This is a genomic window from Rubrivivax gelatinosus, assembly GCF_016583785.1.
Classification (GTDB): Bacteria; Pseudomonadota; Gammaproteobacteria; order Burkholderiales; family Burkholderiaceae_C; genus Rubrivivax; species Rubrivivax gelatinosus_B.
In genome coordinates this window covers 22,461-41,919 of the sequence record NZ_NRRU01000048.1, presented here as the reverse complement: position 1 = coordinate 41,919, position 19,459 = coordinate 22,461, and the positions used below count along the sequence as shown (strand labels likewise).

Here is a 19,459-nt window from a genome sequence, read left to right as displayed (position 1 = left end):
AGCCGGCGCCAGCACCGCTTCGGCGCTCTCGCCGTTTTCGCCTTCGGGCGCGGCTTCGCCTTCGCCGAACTGCCGGAGATCGCCGTGGCCCAGGCCGTGCCGGCCCCGGAGCCGGAACCGACCCCGACCCCGGCCGCGCCGGAACCGGTTCGTGTCGCGCCCTACGTGCTGCCGGCCGACGAGTTGCACGCGCTGGCCGCTTCCGCCGGCCTCGAGTGGGTGCTGTCCGACGCCGACAAGGTGCTGGCGGTCCAGCAGGCGATGGCCGCCGAGCCGGCACCGGTGCGCGTGCCGCGCGAGCCGAAGCCGGCCGTCGTCGTCGACGAAGGCCCGCTGGTGCTGGTCGAGACACGCAAGGACCTGTCGCAGCTGAAGCTGCCGTTCGAACTCGGCGCCTGAGGCCACGTTCGACCCACGGGCCGCCGGCTGCAAGGCCGGCGGCCTTTTTCATGCCGGTCGCGCTTGATGCAACGCATTGCCGACGATCGCATCGCGCACAATCATTCGCGCCGTGAACACGCCACCCGATGTTGCCGACGAGTCGCTGAAGCTGGACCGCCAGCTCTGCTTCCCGCTCTATGCGGCCGGCCATGCGATCGTTCGTGCCTACCGGCCGCTGCTCGAGCCGCTGGGGCTGACCTATCCGCAGTACCTCGTGATGCTGGTGCTGTGGGAGTCGGCACCGTGCACCGTCGGCGAGATCGGCACCCGGCTGGCGCTGGACAGCGGCACGCTGACGCCGCTGCTCAAACGCCTGGCCGGCGCCGGGCTGGTCGAGCGCGAACGCGACCGCGGCGACGAACGCCGGGTGCTGATCCGCCTGACCGACGACGGTGCCGCGCTGAAGCTGCGCGCGCGGGCGGTGCCGGCGGCGCTGGCCTGCCGGCTGGCACCGGAGCGCGGGCAGATCGAACGCCTGCAACAAGAACTGCGCGAGCTGATCGTGCGCCTGGACCCGGCGCACGACGCCGCCGCCTGACCCCTCACCCCTTGCATTTGTCCCGACCGATGACCAAGACCGCCCTGATGCTCGCCCGCCTTGCGGGTGCCCTGACGCTCGCGATCGGTGCCGCGCACGCCTTCGGCGTCGCCGGCCTGCTGCAGATCCACATGATCACCGGCACGGTGCTGGTGCTGGCGCTGTGGGCGCTGGTCTTCGCCGGCTATCGCGCCGCGCCCAAGCTGGCGATGCTGGGCTTCACCTGGGGCCTGCTGCTGCCGGCCTTCGGCATCTTCCAGCTGCGCCTGCTGCCGGGCGACTACCACTGGACGATGCAGCTGCTGCACCTGCTGATCGGCCTGGGCGCGATGGCGCAGGCCGAACGCCTGGGCGGCGCCATCAAGCGCCGCGAGGCCGCGGCCGCCTGATTCAGGGCAGCAGTTCGAGCGCGCGCTGGTAGGCCGGCGCGTGCATCAGGTCGTCCCAGGGCAGCGGCGGCTCCTGCGGCAACAGCGCCTGGCGCCGAGCTTCGGCGATGTCCTCGGGCACCCAGCGGCCGGCGGCCGCGGCCTGTTCCAGCCCGGCCAGCAGCGCGTCGATGGGCGCGCCGCCGTCGACCGTCGACTGGTTGCACAGCAGCACCAGGTCGCAGCCGGCCGCCAGCGCCAGCAGCGCCGCGTCCAGCGTCGAGCCCACGCCCTTGGCGCCTTCCATGCTGAGGTCGTCGCTGAAGACGGCGCCGTCGAAACCCAGGCGCTCGCGCAGGATCTCCTGCAGCCAGCGGCGCGAAAAACCCGCCGGCAGCGCGTCGACCTTCGGGTAGACGACATGCGCCGGCATCACCGCGTCCAGGGTGCCGGCGAGCCATTCGTAGGGCTTGGCGTCGTCGGCCAGGATGGCCTTCAGCGAACGCCGGTCCACCGGCAGCGCCAGGTGCGAGTCGGCCTTCACCAGGCCGTGGCCGGGGAAGTGTTTGCCGCAGGACGCCATGCCGGCCTGCAGCAGCCCGTGCATCAGGCTCTTGGCCAGCAAGGCGGCGACACGCGGGTCACGGTGGAAGGCGCGGTCGCCGATGACCTGGCTGGGGCCGTGGTCGAGGTCGAGCACCGGCGTGAAGCTGAAGTCGACGCCGCAGGCACGCAGCTCGCTCGCGAGCACGAAGCCGGCGGCCGTGGCGGCGGCGGTGGCCTGCATCGCGTCGGCCATCCAGAGCTCGCCGAAGGCGCGCATAGCCGGCAGGTGGGTGAAGCCGTCGCTGCGGAAACGCTGCACGCGCCCGCCTTCGTGGTCGACGCAGATCAGCAGGTCCGGGCGCAGCGCCTTGATCTCCGCGCTCAGTTCGAGCAGCTGATGCCGGTCGACCCAGTTGCGTGCGAACAGGATCAGGCCGCCGGCCAGCGGGTGGCGGATGCGGCGGCGGTCGGCGGCGGTGAGCGCGGTGCCGGCGATGTCGAGCACGACGGGGGCGTGGACGGTCAAGAGGTTTCCTCGGGTGTGGGCGGGCGGCGCTCGACGACGACGAACGACGCGGCGTAGTCGCTTTCGTCGGTGACGGTGACGTGGGCGGCGAGGCCCCGGGCGTCGAACCAGGCGGCGAGTTCGCCCGACAGGCGGATGAAAGGTTTGCCGCTGGGCTCGTTCAGGATCTGGCAGGCGCGCCAGGTCATCGGCATGCGGATGCCCAGGCCGATCGCCTTGGAGAAGGCTTCCTTGGCCGAGAAGCGGGTTGCCAGGAAGGCGATGCCGCGCGACTCGGCGCGGGCGCGCCGGGCGCGGAAGATGCGCAGCTCGTCGTCACCCAGCACCTTCAGCGCGAAACGTTCGCCGCGGCGCGCGAGCGTCGCCTCGATGCGGCGGATGTCGCAGATGTCGGTGCCGATGCCGAAGACCATCGCGCCGCTGGCCTTCAGCCGGCGTAGGCCGAGCGGATGCAGCGCTGGTAGGCGCGCACGGTCTCGGGCAGGCCGATCTCGAGCGCGTCGGCGATCAGCGCGTGGCCGATCGAGACCTCCTTGACGCCGGCGACGGCGTGCAGGAAGTCGGGCAGGTTGTCGCGGTTCAGGTCGTGGCCGGCATTGAGCTGCAGCCCGGCGGCGAGCGCGGCGCGGCCGGCAGCGGCAAAACGCTCGAGCATCTCGGCCTGGCGCGGCGTGCCCCAGGCGGCGGCATAGGGCTCGGTGTAGAGCTCGACGCGGTCGGCGCCGATCTCGCGCGCGATGGCCATCGCCTCGGGCACCGGGTCCATGAACAGGCTCACGCGCACGCCGAACGAATGCGCCTCGGCGATCACCGGGCGCAGGCGCTCGACGTCGGCGGGCAGGTTCCAGCCGTGGTCGGAGGTGAACTGCACCTCGCTGTCGGGCACGAAGGTGACCTGGTGCGGGCGCAGCTCGCGCACGTAGGCCATCAGGTTGTGGAAGGGGTTGCCTTCGATGTTGTATTCGGCCTGCGGCCACTGGCGCAGCAGCGCGGCGATGTCGTGCACGTCGTGGCCGCGGATGTGGCGTTCGTCGGGGCGCGGGTGCACGGTGATGCCGTCGGCACCGGCCTCCAGGCACAGCGTCGCGGCGCGCACGACGCTGGGGATACCGAGGTGGCGCGTGTTGCGCAGCAGCGCGACCTTGTTGACGTTGACCGACAGTTTGGTCAGACCGCCGGCGGCGGCCTCGGGAGCGACGAGAGGATTCATCGGGAAGTGGTGTCGACGAGCTTCTGCACGTCATGGAAGACCTGCCGCGACCGCAGCCGGGCGTGGCCGAGATGATAGTGAAGCACCGCTCGCAGCGGCCCGCGCAGGGCCGCGGCCACCGGTGCGCAGGCGGCGCGCAAGGCGCCGCCGTGCCGGGCGAGCAGCGCGGCTTCGATGCGCACCCAGTCGGCGCCGGGCAGGCCGTCGGCGTCGGCGACGAGTCCGGCTTCGGGGTGCAGCGCGTAGCGGCGCGTGGGCTGCAGCGACTGCAGCGTCAGCGTCTCGCTGCCGAGCTCGGGCAGCAGCCCGAGTTCACGCAGCAGCGTCAGTTCGAACGCACGCAGCGCCGCGCCTTCGTCGGCGGCCAGCGCCGCCAGCGTCTGCGCGTAGGCATCGAACAGCGCGACGTAGGCGTCCTGGCGCGCGAGCAGCTTGAGCAGCAGCTCGTTGCAGTAGAAGGCCGAGAACATCGTCGCCGCCGGCACCGCGGGCACGCCGCCGCCCCATTCGGCACTGCGCAGCGTATGTACCTCGGCGGCTTCGTCGGCCGGCGTGCGCCCCAGCTGCACGGCGATGCGCTGGAAGGGCAGCAGCACCGGGCGCAGCTGCGAGGTCGGGCGCTTGGCGCCTTTGGCGGCGACGACGACACGACCCCGCTCGCGCGTGAACAGCTCGACGATCAGGCTGGTCTCGCTCCAGTCGTAGCTGTGCAGCACGTAGGCCGCGAGCGGTGCGGCAGCCGCGCGGCTCATCGGCGCGCCCCTTCGCTCAGATCACTCGTAGCCGTAACTCCTGAGGTGCGCCTCGTCGTCGGCCCAGCCCGAACGCACCTTGACCCAGAGCTCGAGGAAGACCTTGGCGTCGAGCAGGCGCTCGAGTTCCTGGCGCGACTCGGTGCCGATGCGCTTCAGGCGCTCGCCGCCTTCGCCGATCACCATGCCCTTGTGCGCGTCGCGCTCGACGACGATGGTCGCGGCGATGCGGCGCAGATTGCCTTCTTCCTCGAACTTGTCGATGACCACGGTCGACGAATACGGCAGCTCGTCGCCGGTCAGGCGGAACAGCTTCTCGCGCACGATCTCGCTGGCGAGGAAACGGTCGCTGCGGTCGGTGAGCGCGTCTTCCTCGTAGAACCAGGGCTGCTCGGGCAGGTAGGGCTCGACGATCGCGAACAGGCGCTCGACGTCAGCGGCGGTGGTGGCCGACATCGGCACGTACTGGGCGAAGGCGTGGCGCTCCTGCATGGTCTTGAGCCAGGGCAGGATGTCGGCCCGGCGGCGCAGCGCATCGAGCTTGTTGGCGACCAGGATCACCGGCTTGTCCGGCGGCAGCAGCGCCAGCACCTTGGCGTCGTCCAGGCCGAAACGCCCGGCCTCGACCATGAACAGCACCGCGTCGACGTCGGCCACCGACGAGGTGACGGTGCGGTTGAGCGTCTTGTTCATCGCGCCGCTGTGGCGCTTCAGGTGCGTGGTCTGGAACCCCGGCGTGTCGACGAAGACAAACTGCGAGGCGCCCACCGTGCGGATGCCGGTGATGCGATGCCGCGTCGTCTGCGCCTTGCGCGAGGTGATGCTGATCTTCTGGCCGACGAGCGCGTTCAGCAGCGTCGACTTGCCCACGTTGGGCCGGCCGACGATGGCGAGGAGGCCGCAGCGCTGGCCCTCGACCACGACAGGCGCTGGCGGGATGGGAGGCAGCTCGTAGGTCTCGGGCACGGTGGTGTCGCCGGAGTCGGGTGCCGGCGGCGTCTCGTCGCCCGGGATAGGAGGTGTGTTCATCAGGTGGGCAGCCGCTTCAGGAACGAAGTGGGCCGCCGGGTTTGTCGCTTGCCTTGAGGTGCTCGAGCATCGCACGCGCCGCTTCCTGCTCGGCGGTGCGGCGCGAGCGGCCCTCGCCGCGTTCGGTCAGCCGGAGCGCCGCGACCGCGCATTCGACCTCGAAGGTCTGCGCGTGCTTTTCGCCGCGTGTGGCCACGATGCTGTACGCCGGCACCGGCAGGCGCCGTGCCTGCAGCCACTCCTGCAGTTCGGTCTTGGCGTCCTTGGTCCAGGCCTCGGCCTCGGTCGCGGCGATCACCTCGCCGAACAGCCGCCGCACGGTGGCCAGCGCCGGCTCGAAGCCGCCGTCGAGGAAGATCGCCCCGATCAGCGCCTCGACGCCGTCGGCCAGGATCGACGGCCGCTGGGCGCCGCCCCCGCGCATCTCGCCTTCGGACATGCGCATCACCTCGGGCAGGCCGAGCGTGAGCGCGACGCGGTGCAGGCTGTCCTCGCGCACGAGGTGGGCGCGCACGCGGGTCAGGTCGCCTTCGTCGCTGCCGGAGAAACGTTCGAACAGCAGCGCCGAGACGGCGACGTTGAGCACCGAGTCGCCGAGGAACTCGAGGCGTTCGTTGTGGTCGGCGCCGAAGCTGCGGTGCGTCAGCGCGCGCGTCAGCAGCCCGGCCTGCGTGAAGCGGTGGCCCAGGCGTTGCTGCAGAGCGTCGTGGCGGGCGTCCATCACGGCGCCTTCGCGCTGCCCTCGTACTTCAGCAGCAGGTAGACCGGGCCGGCGAGCGGTATTTCCTTGTCGTACGCGAAGGAGACCACGACCTTGTCGTTCTCCTTCGTGATCTCCAGGTCCTTGCTGTCGATCGAGGTGATCGAGTATTCGACTTCCTTCTGGCGGTCGAAGGCGGTGCGCGCCTCGGCGACCGTCGTCGGCTGGGCGGCGGCCACCTTCGCGACCGCGCGTTTGATCGTCAGGTACTCGTTGACCGTCGGCACCGCGCGCACGAGCACGTAGCCGGCGAAGCCCAGCACGACGGCCCAGGACAGCAGACCGAACAAGGTGATGCCGCGTTGGCTGGCGCGCGGCTGGCGCGGGACCGGAATCATGTTCGCCTCTGGTTGTGCAGCGCCGCTGGGGGCCGACGCGTCAGTGGAACGAGCCGATGCGGCCGAGGTCGCCCAGGTTCATCCAGACGAAGAATGCCCTGCCGACGATGTTCTCGTCCGGTACGAAGCCCCAGAACCGCGAGTCCTGCGAGTCGTCCCGGTTGTCGCCCATCATGAAATAGTGGCCCGCCGGCACCTTGCAGGTCACGCCTTCGGCGCTGTACTGGCAATTCTCGTGCATCGGGAATGTCTTGGGCTCCGGGCCGTAGAAGGCCGGGCGCTGCGGGTCGACGAGGATGCGGTGCTCCTGCTCGCCGAACGTCTCCGCGAACATTTGGGCGTAGCGCAAGCGGTCTTCGTTGTAGAAGTCGCCCAGCGCCTTCACCGGCACCGGCTGGCCGTTGACGTAGAGCTTCTGGTTGACGTAGCGGATCTCGTCGCCGGGCACGCCGACGACACGCTTGATGTAGTCCACGCGCGGGTCGACTGGGTAGCGGAAGACGACGACGTCGCCGCGCACCGGGTCGTGGTTCGGGATGATCTTCGTGTTCAGCACCGGCAGCCGGATGCCGTAGTGGAACTTGTTCACGAGGATCAGGTCGCCGACCAGCAGCGTCGGGATCATCGAGCCCGACGGGATCTTGAAGGGCTCGAACAGGAACGAACGCAGCAGGAAGATGACGACGATCACCGGGAACAGCCCGGCGGTCCAGTCCAGCCACCAGGGCTGGGCCAGCAGCTTCTCCTTGGCCGCAGCGACGTCGCCGTCGACCTTGTCTATGCCCTGGCGCGCGAGGTCGGCGCGGCGCGCCGTGTCCTGCTGCTCCAGGGCCGCGGCGGCGGCCTGGCGCGCGGGCCGGTAGCGATAACGTTCGGCCAGCCAGTAGCCGAGGGTCACGACGCTGAGGAGGAACAGCAGCAGCGAGAAGTTGCCCGTCCACTGCCCGAGGAACCAGCCGCCGAGGTAGACGACCAGGGCGCCGTACAGGACGGCGGTGAGAGTGCTCATCAAGGTGTTATTCGTCCACTTGGAGGATCGCGAGGAAGGCTTCCTGCGGCACCTCGACCGAGCCGATCTGCTTCATGCGCTTCTTGCCCGCCTTCTGCTTTTCGAGCAGCTTCTTCTTGCGCGTGATGTCGCCGCCATAGCATTTTGCCAGCACGTTCTTGCGCAGGGCCTTGATGTTCTCGCGGGCGATGATGTTGGCGCCGATCGCGGCCTGGATCGCGACGTCGTACATCTGGCGCGGGATCTGCTCGCGCATCTTGGCCGCGACCGCGCGGCCGCGGAACTGGCTCTGCACGCGGTGCACGATCATCGCCAGCGGGTCGACCCGCTCGCCGTTGATCAGGATGTCGACCTTGACGACGTCGGCGGCGCGGTATTCCTTGAACTCGTAGTCCATCGAGGCGTAGCCGCGGCTCACCGACTTCAGCTTGTCGAAGAAGTCCAGCACGATCTCGGCCAGCGGCAGCTCGTAGGTCAGCATGACCTGCTTGCCGTGGTAGGCCATGTTCAGCTGCACGCCGCGCTTCTGGTTGGCCAGCGTCATCACCGGGCCCACCGCTTCCTGCGGCATGTACAGGTGCACGGTGACGATGGGCTCGCGGATCTCGCGGATGCGGCCCAGGTCAGGCATCTTGCTCGGGTTCTCGACCTGCAGCACGGTGCCGTCGTTGAGTTCGACCTCGTAGACGACGCTGGGCGCGGTGGTCACCAGGTCCTGGTCGAACTCGCGCTCCAGGCGCTCCTGCACGATCTCCATGTGCAGCAGGCCGAGGAAGCCGCAGCGGAAGCCGAAGCCCAGCGCCTGGCTGACCTCGGGCTCGTAGCGCAGCGAGCTGTCGTTGAGCTTCAGCTTCTCGAGCGCGTCGCGCAGCTGGTCGTACTCGCTCGCCTCGGTCGGGTACAGGCCGGCGAAGACCTGCGGCTGGATCTCCTTGAAGCCCGGCAGCGCCTCGCTCGCCGGGCCGGCGTTGTTCGGCAGCTTCTTCTCGAGCGTGATCGTGTCGCCGACCTTGGCCGCCTGCAGCTCCTTGATGCCGGCGATCAGGAAACCCACCTCGCCGGCCTTGAGCTGCTCGCGCGGCATCGACTTGGGCGTGAAGACACCGATCTGCTCCAGCGGATAGACGGTGTTGGTCGCCATCATGCGGATGCGGTCGCCCTTCCTCAGCACGCCGTCGACGACACGCACCAGCATCACGACACCGACGTAGTTGTCGAACCAGCTGTCGATGATCATCGCGCGCGGCGCGGCGTCGGGCTTGCCGCGCGGCGCCGGCATGCGGTGCACGACGGCTTCGAGGATGTCGTCAATGCCCAGGCCGGTCTTGGCCGAGCACGGAATGGCGTCGGCGGCGTCGATGCCGATGACGTCCTCGATCTCCGACTTGGCGTTCTCCGGGTCCGCCTGCGGCAGATCCATCTTGTTGAGCACCGGCACGACCTCGACGCCGAGGTCGAGCGCGGTGTAGCAGTTGGCAACCGTCTGCGCCTCGACGCCCTGGCTGGCGTCGACGACGAGCAGCGCGCCTTCGCAGGCCGACAGCGAGCGGCTCACTTCATACGAGAAGTCGACGTGCCCCGGCGTGTCGATCAGGTTCAGGTTGTAGACCTGGCCGTCGCGCGCCTTGTACTCGAGCGACGCGGTCTGGGCCTTGATCGTGATGCCGCGCTCGCGCTCGATGTCCATCGAGTCGAGCACCTGGGCTTCCATCTCCCGGTCGGAGAGCCCGCCACAGCGCTGGATGATGCGGTCGGCCAGCGTGCTCTTGCCGTGGTCGATGTGGGCGATGATCGAGAAGTTGCGGATGTGGTTCATGCGGCTCACCAGCCGGCGGTCGGTACCGAAAGGCGTGCCACGCCGCCCCGGCCCGACACTCGGCGCGCCGACGGCAGAACCGCCGTCAGGGCACGCCGTGCCGGAAACAAAAAAAAGGCACGTCCAAGAGGTGACGCGCCTTCCAACAGAACGTATGGCAACTGCTTGTTGGGCACCCATTGTAGCCAAAAGGGCCCGCCGGCAAGGCCCCGGCCGAGCACCCTTCAGGGCTTCAAGGGCGGTCACCGGCCCAACATACCAACAGCTTATCCACAGGAAGCGCCTGCGCCGGGTGGTCGGCACCGGCTGCCGGCGCCGTCATGCGGCCGGGCGCATCAACGCCGTGCAAGACGGGGTGGATTCTAGACCCTGGCCGCCCTAATTCCCGTCTGGCCGACCCGAATGTGAGGAAGCCCTCACGTCGCGAACCGTTCCGTGTCTTTGAGGCGCGACAAGCCGGGCCCCGCGGTCGCGGGAGGCCGGCTGGTCGCGGTGCTCAGCGCGTGGGCCGGATCACGAGGTAGTTGACGCCCTCGCCGCGGCGCACCAGCACGCTGACGGCACGCGACTTCTCGGCCTTGCTGGCCAGCGCCTGGAACTGGCGGGCGTCGGTGATCTCGGTGTTGTCGATCGACAGGATGACGTCGCCCGGGCGCAGCCCGGCGCGGGCCGCCGCCCCTTCGACGGCGTCGACACGCACGCCGCCGCGCAGGCCCAGCTGGCGCTTCTGCGCGTCGCCCAGGTCGGTGACGGTCAGCCCGAGTGCCGCCTTCGCCGCCGGCGCGGCACCGTCGGGCTGGGCAACCCGCGCCGGGCGGTCGTCGGCGAACTCGGCGACGGTCACCGCCAGCTCGCGCGTCGCACCGCGCCGGAAAACGGTCAGCGTGCTCTTGCTGCCGGGCTTGATCGCACCGACCAGACGCGGCAGTTCGCCCGAGCGCTCGACCGGCTTGCCGTCGACGCGGGTGATGATGTCGCCGGCTTCGACGCCGGCCTTCTCTGCCGGGCTGTCCTTCTCGACGTTGCGCACCAGCGCGCCGGCGGCCTTGCCCAGGCCGATGGCGTCGGCGACCTCCTGCGTCACCGGCGCGATCTGCACGCCGATGCGCCCGCGCACGACGCGGCCGGTGGCGCGCAGCTGGTCCGACACGCGGATCGCGTCGTCGATCGGGATCGCGAAGCTGATGCCCATGAAGCCGCCCGAGCGGCTGTAGATCTGCGAGTTGATGCCGATGACCTCGCCGCGCAGGTTGAGCAGCGGGCCGCCCGAGTTGCCGGGGTTGATCGCGACGTCGGTCTGGATGAAGTTCAGGTAGTCGCCGGTGTCGCGCTGCTTGGCGCTGACGATGCCGGCGGTGACGGTGTTGTCCAGCCCGAAGGGCGAGCCGATCGCGAGCACCCATTCGCCGACCTTGAGCCGGCTGGCGTCGCCGATCTTCACCGCCGGCAGGCCGGTGGCGTCGATCTTCACCACCGCCACGTCGGTGCGGGTGTCGGCGCCGACGATGCGCGCCTTCAGCTCGCGCTTGTCGGTCAGCGTCACCACCACCTCTTCGGCGCCGTCGACGACGTGGGCGTTGGTCAGCACGTAGCCGTCGGCGCTGATGATGAAACCCGAGCCGACGCCGCGCGGCTGGGTCTGCGGCGCCGAGTCCTCGTCGTCGCCGCCGCGCGGCGTCGGCCGGTTCGGCAGCGGGATGCCGAAGCGGCGCAGGAACTCCTCGATGCCGGGGTCCAGATCCTGGGCGCCGCGGCTGCGCACCCGTTCAGTGGTGCGGATGTTGACGACGGCCGGGCCGACACGCTCGACCAGCTCGCTGAAGTCGGGCAGCACCAGCGCCGGTGGCGCCGCGGGCGCGGCCGGGGCGGCCTGGGCCTCGGCGAAAACCGGACAGAGCACGGCGGCGGCGAGCGCGAGCGCACCGAGCATCGGCACGCGGCGGCCGGCGGCGGAAACGGCGGAGATCGTTCGGTCGTTCATGCGTTGGGGCGGAGGTTGCGGCGAATGAGGCGGGCGGAGCCGGCGGGCGTCAATGGCGGCGCTGCAGCGCGTCGGCGAAGGCTTTCAGCGTTGCCGGCGGCACGTCGCCCATCACCGTGACCCAGTGCAGGCCGCGGCGCTGGCGCAGCGTGCCGGTGGCGCCGACCTGGCCGAACAGGTCGGCGTAGTCGCGGCGCGACTCGACCGGCTCGACGAACAGCGAGACGTGCGTCAGCCCGTCGCTGAAGACGGCCTGCAGCACCTGCTCGTCGCTGCCGGTGTCCAGCGGCCGCTTGACGGCGCCGACCAGGCGGAAACCCGGCACCGGATGCCCCAGCGTCCAGCCTTCGGCTTCGAGCTGGGTCGTCTTCTGCTGGGCGCGCACGATGCGGTAGCCGTCGAGCTTGCGCAGCGGCTGGGTCACGCTTTCGGGCTGCGGCCGGATGCCGAGTTCGACCTCGGAGAACGCGGTCGACTCGAGCACGCGGCGGTCGGTGCCGACGATGTCGGCACGCAGCATCAGGCCGGTGGCCTTGTCGGCCCACAGGCGCTGGGCATAACGCCAGCCGTCCTTGGGCTGCAGCAGCAGCACCTGGGCGTCGCGGCCGGCGATGCGTTCCACGCCTTCGAGCCGGGCATCGTAGAAATCGAGCGCACGCGGGTCGACGCTGCGTTTGGAGGCCGGCAGCTGCGCCATCGCCGGGCGGTTCTCGACGACGGCGACACCGGCCTGCGGCCACAGCGTGTGCACCGCGTCGTTGATGCGGTAGATGCGCTGCTGGCGGCCGTCGAGTGCCTCCACGCGCTCGTAGGACTGATCGCCGACGGCGAAGTGCGCGATGCGCGAACTCGACATCACGCCGCTGGAGCTGAAGACCAGCGTGCCCTGGTAGTTGCGTTCGTAGGCCGCGCTGTGGATGCGCGTCAGCCAGGCGCGTGCGTCAGGCGCAGCGACGGCCGAGACGAAGGCGAACGGGGCGAGCAGGGAAACGATCGAGGCAAGCGGCAGCCAGCGCCGGACGACGGGAAACATCGGCTGTCGTCAGCGCGAAGCGGCGTAGGCCGGGGCCATCACCTCGACGTTGCGCGGCACGCCACCGGGCAGCGCCGCCGGGCCGCCGGCGAGCGCGTCGCGGTGGGCACGCAGGTAGCTGTCCAGGCGCGCGTCGCGGATCAGCCGGCCTTCGACGACCAGTGCCTGCGGCGCCGCGGTGCCGGTGGTCGCCAGGCTGAGGCCCGGTTTGGCCGCCGGCGCGTCGGCCAGCACCGCGCCGCCGGGCGGCGGCGAGGACATGCGGGTGACGACGACGACACCGGCCACCGCGACGAACCCGGCCGCGACCGCCGCCGGCGCGAGCCAGGCGTTGCGCCGGCGCAGGACCGTGGCCGTCACCGCGGCTGCCGCGACCGGCGTGGCCGTCGGCAGCGGCTGAGGCGCCAGCACCACCGGCTCGTCGGCGAGCCGGGTGCGCAGTCTGGCGAGGAAGGCGGCGTCGTGGGCCGCGCTGTTCGCCAGGTCCTCCGAGCGCATCACGTCGCCGATCAGCTGGTAGGCATGCCAGGTCTGGCGCGCCTGGGCGTCGTCGCGCCACAGGCTGCAGGCCTCGTCCACCGCAGCGGGGTCGCCGTCGGCTAGCGCCGACAGCAGGGACGCGTTGCTTTCCGCGGGAGGCGTGGCGCTGGTGCGGTTCGGGTTCATCGGGTCAGATGTGTGGTTCGTCGCAGGTTGGCGTGGGCCGGGTCACCAGCGTTCGCCTTCTCGGGTGTCCAGCAGCGGGCGCAAACGGGCGGCGATGGCTTCGCGCGCCCGGAAGATGCGCGAGCGCACGGTCCCGATGGGGCAGTTCATCACGTCGGCAATCTCTTCGTAGCTCAGGCCTTCGATCTCGCGCAGCGTGATGGCCTGCCGGAGATCCTCCGACAAGGCCTCGATCGCCGCGTTCACGGCAGTGGCGATCTCCCGGCTGGCCAGCAGGGCCTCGGGCGTCGCGCCATCGCTTAGTTCGTTTTCGACACGCGAAGTTTCATCACCATCGTCGTGCGATGCCAGCGAGCCCTCCATGACCAGGGGATCGCGGCGCAATTCCACGAGTGCCTTCTTCGCGGTGTTGACGGCGATGCGGTAAAGCCAGGTGTAGAAGGCGCTCTCGCCGCGGAACTGCGGCAGCGCGCGGTAGGCGCGGATGAAGCTTTCCTGCGCGATGTCCTGCACCAGCGCATCGTCGCGCACCATGCGGCCGATCAGACGCTCGAGGCGGCGCTGGTACTTGACGACCAGCATCTCGAAGGCGCGCACCTCGCCGCGCTTGGCGCGATCGACGAGCAGGGCGTCGGCGTCGGCATCGGTCATGGGGCGCAAGGTCCCGGCGCGGCGGGAGGCGGCTGCTCGCGAGTTGCGGCAGGCCAATATAGCGCCGCCCGCAGCGGGTGCAGCCGGGGGCCGGCCTCGGCGGCCGAGACGGCGAGCCAGCGCCCAGCGCCCTGCGCCGGGCGCAGTCGCAGCAGCAGCCAGCCGCCGAGGTCGAGCATCACGTCCAGCGCGCCGTCGACCGCGTCGACGCTCCAGTTGCTGCCGTCCCAGCGCAGTTCGGCCGGCCGCGGCCGCGCCAGGCGCCAGCCGGCCAGGCCGGCGACGAGCCCGGCCGCCAGCGTGAACAGCAGCGAGGGCGAACCGGTGCCGAGATGGCCGCTCGCCCACGCGGCGGCCGAGGCCCCCGCCACGGCGGCCAGGGCGCTGCGGGCGACGCGCCAGAGCGCGCCACCCGAGCAGGTCAGGGCGACCGGCGGCGGATGGCGCACGCGTTCGTCACGCGCGGCGGAACACCAGCGTGCCGTTGGTGCCGCCGAACCCGAAGTTGTTCTTCACCGCGATGTCGATCTTCATCTCCCGCGCGGTATTGGCGCAGTAGTCGAGATCGCACTCCGGATCGGGCGTCGTCAGGTTGATGGTCGGCGGCGAGACCTGGTGATGCAGCGCCAGCACCGTGAACAGCGACTCGATGCCGCCGGCACCACCGAGCAGGTGGCCGGTCATCGACTTCGTCGAGTTCACGACCAGCTTGCGCGCGGCGTCGCCGAAGGCCAGCTTGATCGCGTTGGTCTCGTTCAAGTCGCCCAGCGGCGTCGAGGTGCCGTGCGCGTTCAGGTACTGCACCTCGTCGGCGTTGACGCCGGCGTTGCGCAGCGCCGCCCGCATCGAGCGCTTGGGGCCGTCGACGTTGGGCGCGGTCATGTGGTACGCGTCGGCACCCATGCCGAAGCCGGCAAGCTCGGCGTAGATCTTGGCGCCGCGCTTCTTCGCGTGTTCGTACTCCTCGAGCACGAGCACGCCGGCACCTTCGCCCAGCACGAAACCGTCGCGGTCCTTGTCCCAGGGGCGGGACGCGGCCTGCGGGTCGTCGTTGCGGGTCGACAGTGCACGCGCGGAAGCGAAACCGCCGATGCCCAGCGGCGAGACGGTCGACTCGGCACCGCCGGCGATCATCACGTCGGCATCGCCGTATTCGATCAGCCGGCCGGCTTCGCCGATGCAGTGCAGCCCGGTGGTGCAGGCGGTCACGATCGACAGGTTGGGGCCGGTGTAGCCGAAGCGGATCGAGACGTGCCCCGAGATCATGTTGATGATCGAGGACGGCACGAAGAACGGCGAGATGCGGCGCGGGCCGCGCTCCCCGTATTCGGCCTGGGTCTGCTCGATCATCGGCAGGCCGCCGATGCCCGAGCCGACGATCACGCCGATGCGTTCTGCCGCGGCCTCACCCAGCTCGCTGCCCGGCGGCAGCCCGGCATCCTGCACCGCCTGGATCGCGGCGGCCATGCCGTAGTGGATGAAGGTGTCCATGTGCCGGGCTTCCTTCGCCGGGATGTACTCCTCGACGTTGAAACCCTTCACCTCGCCGGCGATGCGGCAGGCGAACGCGGAGGCATCGAACTTCGTGATCTGTCCGATGCCGCTCCTGCCGGCGACGATGTTCGCCCAGCCTTCGGCCACCGTGTTGCCGACCGGGCTGATCAGCCCGAGGCCGGTGACGACGACTCTGCGCCTGCTCATGCGCTGATCAGGCCTTCTGGTGCGCGACCGCGTAGTCGATCGCGAGCTGCACCGTGGTGATCTTCTCGGCTTCCTCGTCGGGGATCTCGATGCCGAACTCGTCTTCGAGCGCCATCACCAGTTCCACCGTGTCGAGCGAGTCGGCGCCGAGGTCGGCGACGAATGCCTTCTCGTTGGTGACGTCGGACTCGGGCACGCCGAGCTGCTCGGCGATGATCTTCTTGACACGGGCTTCAATATCGCTCATGACTCCTCCAGGAGGGGGGTATCGGTAAACAGCCCACGATTCTACCGGCGGGGCAAGGCCGGGTTTTTTGACGAACGGCGGCGGCCGATCAGGCCATGTACATGCCGCCGTTGACATGCAGCTCGGTGCCGGTGACGTAACCGGCCTTCTCGCTGCACAGGAAAGAGACCGCGTGCGCCACCTCCTCGGCGGCACCCAGGCGGCCCAGCGGGATCTGCGCCAGCAGCGCCGTCTTCTGCGCTTCGGGCAGAGTGTCGGTCATGTCGGTGGCGATGAACCCGGGGGCGACGCAATTGACGGTGATGTTGCGGCTGCCGAGTTCGCGCGCCAGCGCGCGCGTCAGCCCGGCGACGCCGGCCTTGGCGGCAGCGTAGTTGGCCTGGCCGGCATTGCCGGAGGCGCCGACGACCGAGGTGATGTTGACGATGCGGCCCCAGCGCTGCTTCATCATCGGGCGCAGCACGCCGCGGCTGAGGCGGAACACCGCCTTCAGGTTGGTGTCCAGCACCGCGTCCCAGTCCTCGTCCTTCATGCGCATCGCCAGCGTGTCGCGGGTGATGCCGGCGTTGTTGACGAGCACGTGCAGGCCGCCGTGTTCCTTGACGACGGCATCCAGCAACGCGTCGGTGGAAGCGGCGTCGGTGACGTTCAGCACCCTGCCCTGCACACCCGGCAGCGCCTCGGCGATGGCGGCGGCGCCGGCTTCGGTGGTGGCGGTGCCGATGACGCGCAGGCCATCGGCCGCCAGCGCCGCGGCGATGGCGCGGCCGATGCCGCGCGAGGCGCCGGTGACGAGGGCGATGCGTTGCGGGTCGCTCATTGCAGAAGGTCCTTGGCGGCAGCCAATGATTGCGGGTCGAGGATGGTGGTCGACGGGATCTCGGCGTCGATGCGGCGCACCAGGCCGGCCAGCACCTTGCCCGGGCCGCACTCGATGACGGCGCCGCAGCCGCGCGCGCGCAGCGCCTGCACCACCTCGGCCCAGCGCACCGGGCCGAAGGCCTGGCGGTAGAGCGCGTCGCGGATGCGGTCCGGGTCGGTCTCGACGGCGACGTCGATGTTGTTGATCACGGCGATGGCCGGGGTGGCGATCGGCGTGCCCGCGAGCTTGTCCTTCAGTCGCTCGGCCGCCGGCTTCATCAGCGCCGAATGGAACGGCGCCGACACCGGCAGCGCCAGCGTGCGCTTGGCACCGGCGGCCTTCAGCGCCTGCGCCGCCAGCTCGACCGCGGCCTTGCTGCCAGCGATGACGGTCTGCTTCGGGTCGTTGAAGTTGGCGGCGGAGACGACCTCGCAGGCGTCGCGCGCGGCCTGCTCGCAGCAGCGGCGCACGACGTCGCCGTCCAGCCCCAGCACCGCGACCATCGCGCCGGCACCGACCGGCACCGCTTCCTGCATCGCCTGGGCACGGAAACGCACCAGCGGCACCGCGTCAGCCAGCGTCAGCGCGCCGGCGGCCACGAGCGCGCTGTATTCGCCCAGCGAATGCCCGGCCACCGCGGCCGGCACGGCTCCGCCTTCGGCGAGCCAGGCGCGGTAGTTGGCGATGCCGGCCACCAGCATCACCATCTGCGTGTTGACGGTGAGGTCCAGCGCTTCCTTCGGGCCGGCGTGGATCAGCGCGGCGACGTCGAGGCCGGCGGCGGCCGAAGCCTCCTCCAGCGTCGCGCGCACGGCGGGGTGATCGCCCCAGGCGTCGAGCATGCCGACGGACTGCGATCCCTGTCCGGGAAAGACGAATGCGAACTCAGCCATGATGTGGTGTCTCCTGTCGTCGGACCGTGTGGCGGGCGGCTCAGAAGTCGAGCAGCACCGCGCCCCAGGTGAAACCGCCGCCGACGCCCTCGAGCAGCACGGTGTCGCCGCGCTGCACGCGGCCGCTGCGCACCGCGACGTCCAGCGCCAGCGGCACCGAGGCCGCCGACGTGTTGCCGTGCTCGTCGACGGTGACGACGAGCCGCTCGGGCGCCAGCTTCAGCTTGCGCGCGGTGCCATTCATGATGCGGATGTTGGCCTGATGCGGGATCAGCCAGTCGATGTCGGCCTCGCTGCGGCCGGCCTTGGCCAGCACGGCGCGCGCGGCCTGGTCGAGCACGCCGACGGCGAGCTTGAACACCGCCTGCCCGTCCATGCGCAGCAGCGGCTGGCCCAGCACCTGGCCGCCCGCGACCGTGCCCGGCACGCACAGGATGCCGCTGTGGCGGCCGTCGGCGTGCAACTCGGTGGCGACGATGCCCGGCTCCTCGCTCGCCTCCAGAACTACGGCGCCGGCGCCGTCGCCGAAGAGCACGCAGGTCGTTCGGTCGTCGAAGTCGAGCAGGCGCGAGAACACCTCGGCGCCGACGACGAGCGCGCAGCGCGCGCTGCCGGCGCGGATCATCGCGTCGGCCACCGTCAGCGCGTAGACGAAGCCCGCGCACACCGCCTGCACGTCGAAGGCCGGGCAGCCGTGCACGCCGAGCTTGGCCTGCAGGATGGTCGCGGTCGACGGGAACACCATGTCGGGTGTCGAGGTCGCGACGATGATCAGGTCGACGTCCTCGGCCGGGCGGCCGGCGGCCTCGAGCGCGCGGCGCGCAGCCTGCAGCGCCAGGTCGCTGGAGTTGACGCCGTCGTCGACGAAGTGGCGCGCGCGGATGCCGGTGCGCTCGACGATCCAGCTGTCGCTGGTCTCGATGCCGCGCGCACCCAGCAGGGCGACGAAGTCGTCGTTGGAGATGCGGCGCGGCGGCAGGTAGCCACCGGTGCCGGTGATGCGGGAGTACGGTACAGCGGTCACGCGTTCAGGCGGCCTGCGGGGCCGCGGTATCGCCAGAGGGCATGGCCTGCAGCGTTTCCGCGATGCGGTCGTGCACGCGGTCGAGCAGGCGGTTGCGCGCGGCGTCGTAGGCACGCGCCAGCGCCGTCTCGAACGCCAGAGCGTCCGAGGAACCGTGCGCCTTGAAAACGAGTCCGCGCAGGCCCAGCAGCGCGCCGCCGCTGTAGCGGCGATGGTCCACCCGGGCCTTGAAGCGGTTGAGCACCGGCATCGCGACGAGCGCGGCCAGCTTGGTCCACGCGTTGCGCGTGAACTCCTCCTTGATCATCTGCGAGAGCATGCCCGCCAGACCTTCGGAGGTCTTGAGCGCGACGTTGCCGACGAAGCCGTCGCAGACGACGAGGTCGGTCGTGCCCTTGAAGATGTCGTTGCCTTCGACGTTGCCGTAGAAGTTGAGGTGGCCACCGGCGTGCGCCGCGCGCAGCAGATCGCCGGCGCGCTTGATCGTCTCGCTGCCCTTCATCGCCTCTTCGCCGATGTTGAGCAGGCCGACGCTGGGCTCCTCGATGCCGTCCAGCGCCTGCACCAGCGCCACGCCCATCACGGCGAACTGCAGCAGGTGCTCGGCCGAGCAGTCGACGTTGGCACCCAGATCCAGCACCTTGGTGAGGCGGCCGCGGGCGTTGGGCAGAAGCGCGGCGATCGCCGGGCGGTCGATGCCGTCGAAAGTCTTCAGCAGGTAGCGCGAGACGGCCATCAGCGCGCCGGTGTTGCCGGCGCTGACGCAGGCCTGGGCGACGAGCGCCGGATCGGCGAGCTTCAACTGGCCGATCGCCACGCGCATAGACGAGTCGCGCTTCTTGCGCAGCGCGACTTCGACCGGGTCGTCCATCGCGACGACCTCGGTGGCGATGACGGTGCGGCAGCGCGGCAGCGAGGCAGCGGCGGCCATCACGTCGGCGGTGCCGACGAGCACGAGCTCGGCACCGGGATGCCGATCGAGGAACGCGCGGCAGGCCGGCAGCGTGACCGAAGGACCATGGTCACCGCCCATGCAGTCCACGGCGATGCGGACCAGCGGCAGCGGTT

22 protein-coding genes and 1 pseudogene are annotated in these 19,459 nt (G+C 70.4%); 3 read left to right on the top strand and 20 right to left on the bottom strand.

All coding sequences use genetic code 11. From position 1 onward, the window contains the following. The 3 genes and pseudogenes from CKO43_RS25835 to CKO43_RS13945 form a co-directional block, all read left to right on the top strand. Positions 1 to 399, top strand: a pseudogene (locus CKO43_RS25835) (hypothetical protein); the annotation flags it as partial. 112 nt (positions 400 to 511) lie between these two features. Further along, a complete protein-coding gene (locus tag CKO43_RS13950; protein ID WP_346728256.1) occupies positions 512 to 979 on the top strand; it encodes a MarR family winged helix-turn-helix transcriptional regulator in 468 nt (155 codons plus the stop codon). A gap of 29 nt (positions 980 to 1,008) precedes the next feature. Continuing rightward, positions 1,009 to 1,368, top strand: a complete 360-nt coding sequence (locus CKO43_RS13945) for a hypothetical protein (RefSeq protein WP_200379016.1) — start codon at positions 1,009 to 1,011, stop codon at positions 1,366 to 1,368. 1 nt (position 1,369) lies between these two features. Here CKO43_RS13945 and nagZ read toward each other — a convergent pair whose 3' ends face one another. The 20 genes from nagZ to plsX all read right to left on the bottom strand — a co-directional run bounded on the left by nagZ (position 1,370) and on the right by plsX (position 19,448). Next, positions 1,370 to 2,419 carry a beta-N-acetylhexosaminidase gene (nagZ, locus tag CKO43_RS13940; RefSeq protein WP_200379015.1) on the bottom strand — a complete coding sequence of 350 codons (1,050 nt, stop codon included), beginning with the start codon at positions 2,417 to 2,419 and terminating at the stop codon, positions 1,370 to 1,372. After that, positions 2,416 to 2,832 carry a holo-ACP synthase gene (acpS, locus tag CKO43_RS13935; protein ID WP_200379014.1) on the bottom strand — a complete coding sequence of 139 codons (417 nt, stop codon included), beginning with the start codon at positions 2,830 to 2,832 and terminating at the stop codon, positions 2,416 to 2,418. Before acpS ends, nagZ begins: the two co-directional genes overlap by 4 nt. A gap of 14 nt (positions 2,833 to 2,846) precedes the next feature. Then, complete coding sequence (locus tag CKO43_RS13930) at positions 2,847 to 3,629, bottom strand: pyridoxine 5'-phosphate synthase (protein ID WP_200226290.1); 783 nt, start codon at positions 3,627 to 3,629, stop codon at positions 2,847 to 2,849. Next, positions 3,626 to 4,381: a DNA repair protein RecO gene (gene recO / locus CKO43_RS13925; RefSeq protein WP_200226292.1), complete on the bottom strand. Its 756-nt coding sequence runs from the start codon at positions 4,379 to 4,381 to the stop codon at positions 3,626 to 3,628. Before recO ends, CKO43_RS13930 begins: the two co-directional genes overlap by 4 nt. A 21-nt stretch (positions 4,382 to 4,402) precedes the next feature. Further along, positions 4,403 to 5,410: a GTPase Era gene (gene era / locus CKO43_RS13920; protein WP_200226294.1), complete on the bottom strand. Its 1,008-nt coding sequence runs from the start codon at positions 5,408 to 5,410 to the stop codon at positions 4,403 to 4,405. 16 nt (positions 5,411 to 5,426) lie between these two features. Further along, positions 5,427 to 6,131, bottom strand: coding sequence for a ribonuclease III (gene rnc, locus CKO43_RS13915; RefSeq protein WP_200226296.1), 705 nt, complete (start codon positions 6,129 to 6,131; stop codon positions 5,427 to 5,429). After that, positions 6,131 to 6,508 carry a DUF4845 domain-containing protein gene (locus CKO43_RS13910; RefSeq protein WP_200226298.1) on the bottom strand — a complete coding sequence of 126 codons (378 nt, stop codon included), beginning with the start codon at positions 6,506 to 6,508 and terminating at the stop codon, positions 6,131 to 6,133. Before CKO43_RS13910 ends, rnc begins: the two co-directional genes overlap by 1 nt. A 40-nt stretch (positions 6,509 to 6,548) precedes the next feature. Next, complete coding sequence (gene lepB, locus CKO43_RS13905) at positions 6,549 to 7,517, bottom strand: signal peptidase I (protein WP_200226300.1); 969 nt, start codon at positions 7,515 to 7,517, stop codon at positions 6,549 to 6,551. Positions 7,518 to 7,524: 7 nt separating this feature from the next. Further along, the gene (lepA, locus tag CKO43_RS13900) at positions 7,525 to 9,333 is read right to left on the bottom strand and encodes a translation elongation factor 4 (RefSeq protein WP_200226302.1); all 1,809 of its coding nucleotides are present in this window, start codon (positions 9,331 to 9,333) and stop codon (positions 7,525 to 7,527) included. A gap of 496 nt (positions 9,334 to 9,829) precedes the next feature. Further along, a complete protein-coding gene (locus CKO43_RS13895) occupies positions 9,830 to 11,263 on the bottom strand; it encodes a DegQ family serine endoprotease (RefSeq protein ID WP_430699131.1) in 1,434 nt (477 codons plus the stop codon). 100 nt (positions 11,264 to 11,363) lie between these two features. Further along, on the bottom strand, positions 11,364 to 12,347 hold the full coding sequence (locus CKO43_RS13890) for a MucB/RseB C-terminal domain-containing protein (protein ID WP_200379013.1): 984 nt from the start codon (positions 12,345 to 12,347) through the stop codon (positions 11,364 to 11,366). Between the two features lie 9 nt (positions 12,348 to 12,356). Beyond that, on the bottom strand, positions 12,357 to 13,013 hold the full coding sequence (locus CKO43_RS13885) for a sigma-E factor negative regulatory protein (RefSeq protein WP_200379012.1): 657 nt from the start codon (positions 13,011 to 13,013) through the stop codon (positions 12,357 to 12,359). Between the two features lie 42 nt (positions 13,014 to 13,055). Next, entirely contained in the window at positions 13,056 to 13,664 is a 609-nt protein-coding gene (rpoE, locus tag CKO43_RS13880; protein ID WP_200379011.1) for an RNA polymerase sigma factor RpoE, read from the bottom strand. Then, on the bottom strand, positions 13,661 to 14,113 hold the full coding sequence (locus tag CKO43_RS13875) for a hypothetical protein (protein WP_200226313.1): 453 nt from the start codon (positions 14,111 to 14,113) through the stop codon (positions 13,661 to 13,663). Before CKO43_RS13875 ends, rpoE begins: the two co-directional genes overlap by 4 nt. Positions 14,114 to 14,120: 7 nt before the next feature. Continuing rightward, the gene (gene fabF, locus CKO43_RS13870; RefSeq protein ID WP_200226315.1) at positions 14,121 to 15,365 is read right to left on the bottom strand and encodes a beta-ketoacyl-ACP synthase II; all 1,245 of its coding nucleotides are present in this window, start codon (positions 15,363 to 15,365) and stop codon (positions 14,121 to 14,123) included. A 7-nt stretch (positions 15,366 to 15,372) separates the two neighbouring features. After that, complete coding sequence (gene acpP, locus CKO43_RS13865; RefSeq protein ID WP_009856507.1) at positions 15,373 to 15,612, bottom strand: acyl carrier protein; 240 nt, start codon at positions 15,610 to 15,612, stop codon at positions 15,373 to 15,375. An 88-nt stretch (positions 15,613 to 15,700) separates the two neighbouring features. Further along, entirely contained in the window at positions 15,701 to 16,432 is a 732-nt protein-coding gene (gene fabG, locus CKO43_RS13860) for a 3-oxoacyl-ACP reductase FabG (RefSeq protein ID WP_200379010.1), read from the bottom strand. Next, positions 16,429 to 17,367 carry an ACP S-malonyltransferase gene (fabD, locus tag CKO43_RS13855; protein ID WP_200379009.1) on the bottom strand — a complete coding sequence of 313 codons (939 nt, stop codon included), beginning with the start codon at positions 17,365 to 17,367 and terminating at the stop codon, positions 16,429 to 16,431. Before fabD ends, fabG begins: the two co-directional genes overlap by 4 nt. 40 nt (positions 17,368 to 17,407) lie before the next feature. Then, entirely contained in the window at positions 17,408 to 18,391 is a 984-nt protein-coding gene (locus tag CKO43_RS13850) for a beta-ketoacyl-ACP synthase 3 (RefSeq protein ID WP_200226319.1), read from the bottom strand. A 4-nt stretch (positions 18,392 to 18,395) separates the two neighbouring features. Next, positions 18,396 to 19,448: a phosphate acyltransferase PlsX gene (gene plsX, locus CKO43_RS13845; RefSeq protein ID WP_200226356.1), complete on the bottom strand. Its 1,053-nt coding sequence runs from the start codon at positions 19,446 to 19,448 to the stop codon at positions 18,396 to 18,398. Between the last annotated feature and the right edge of the window lie 11 nt (positions 19,449 to 19,459).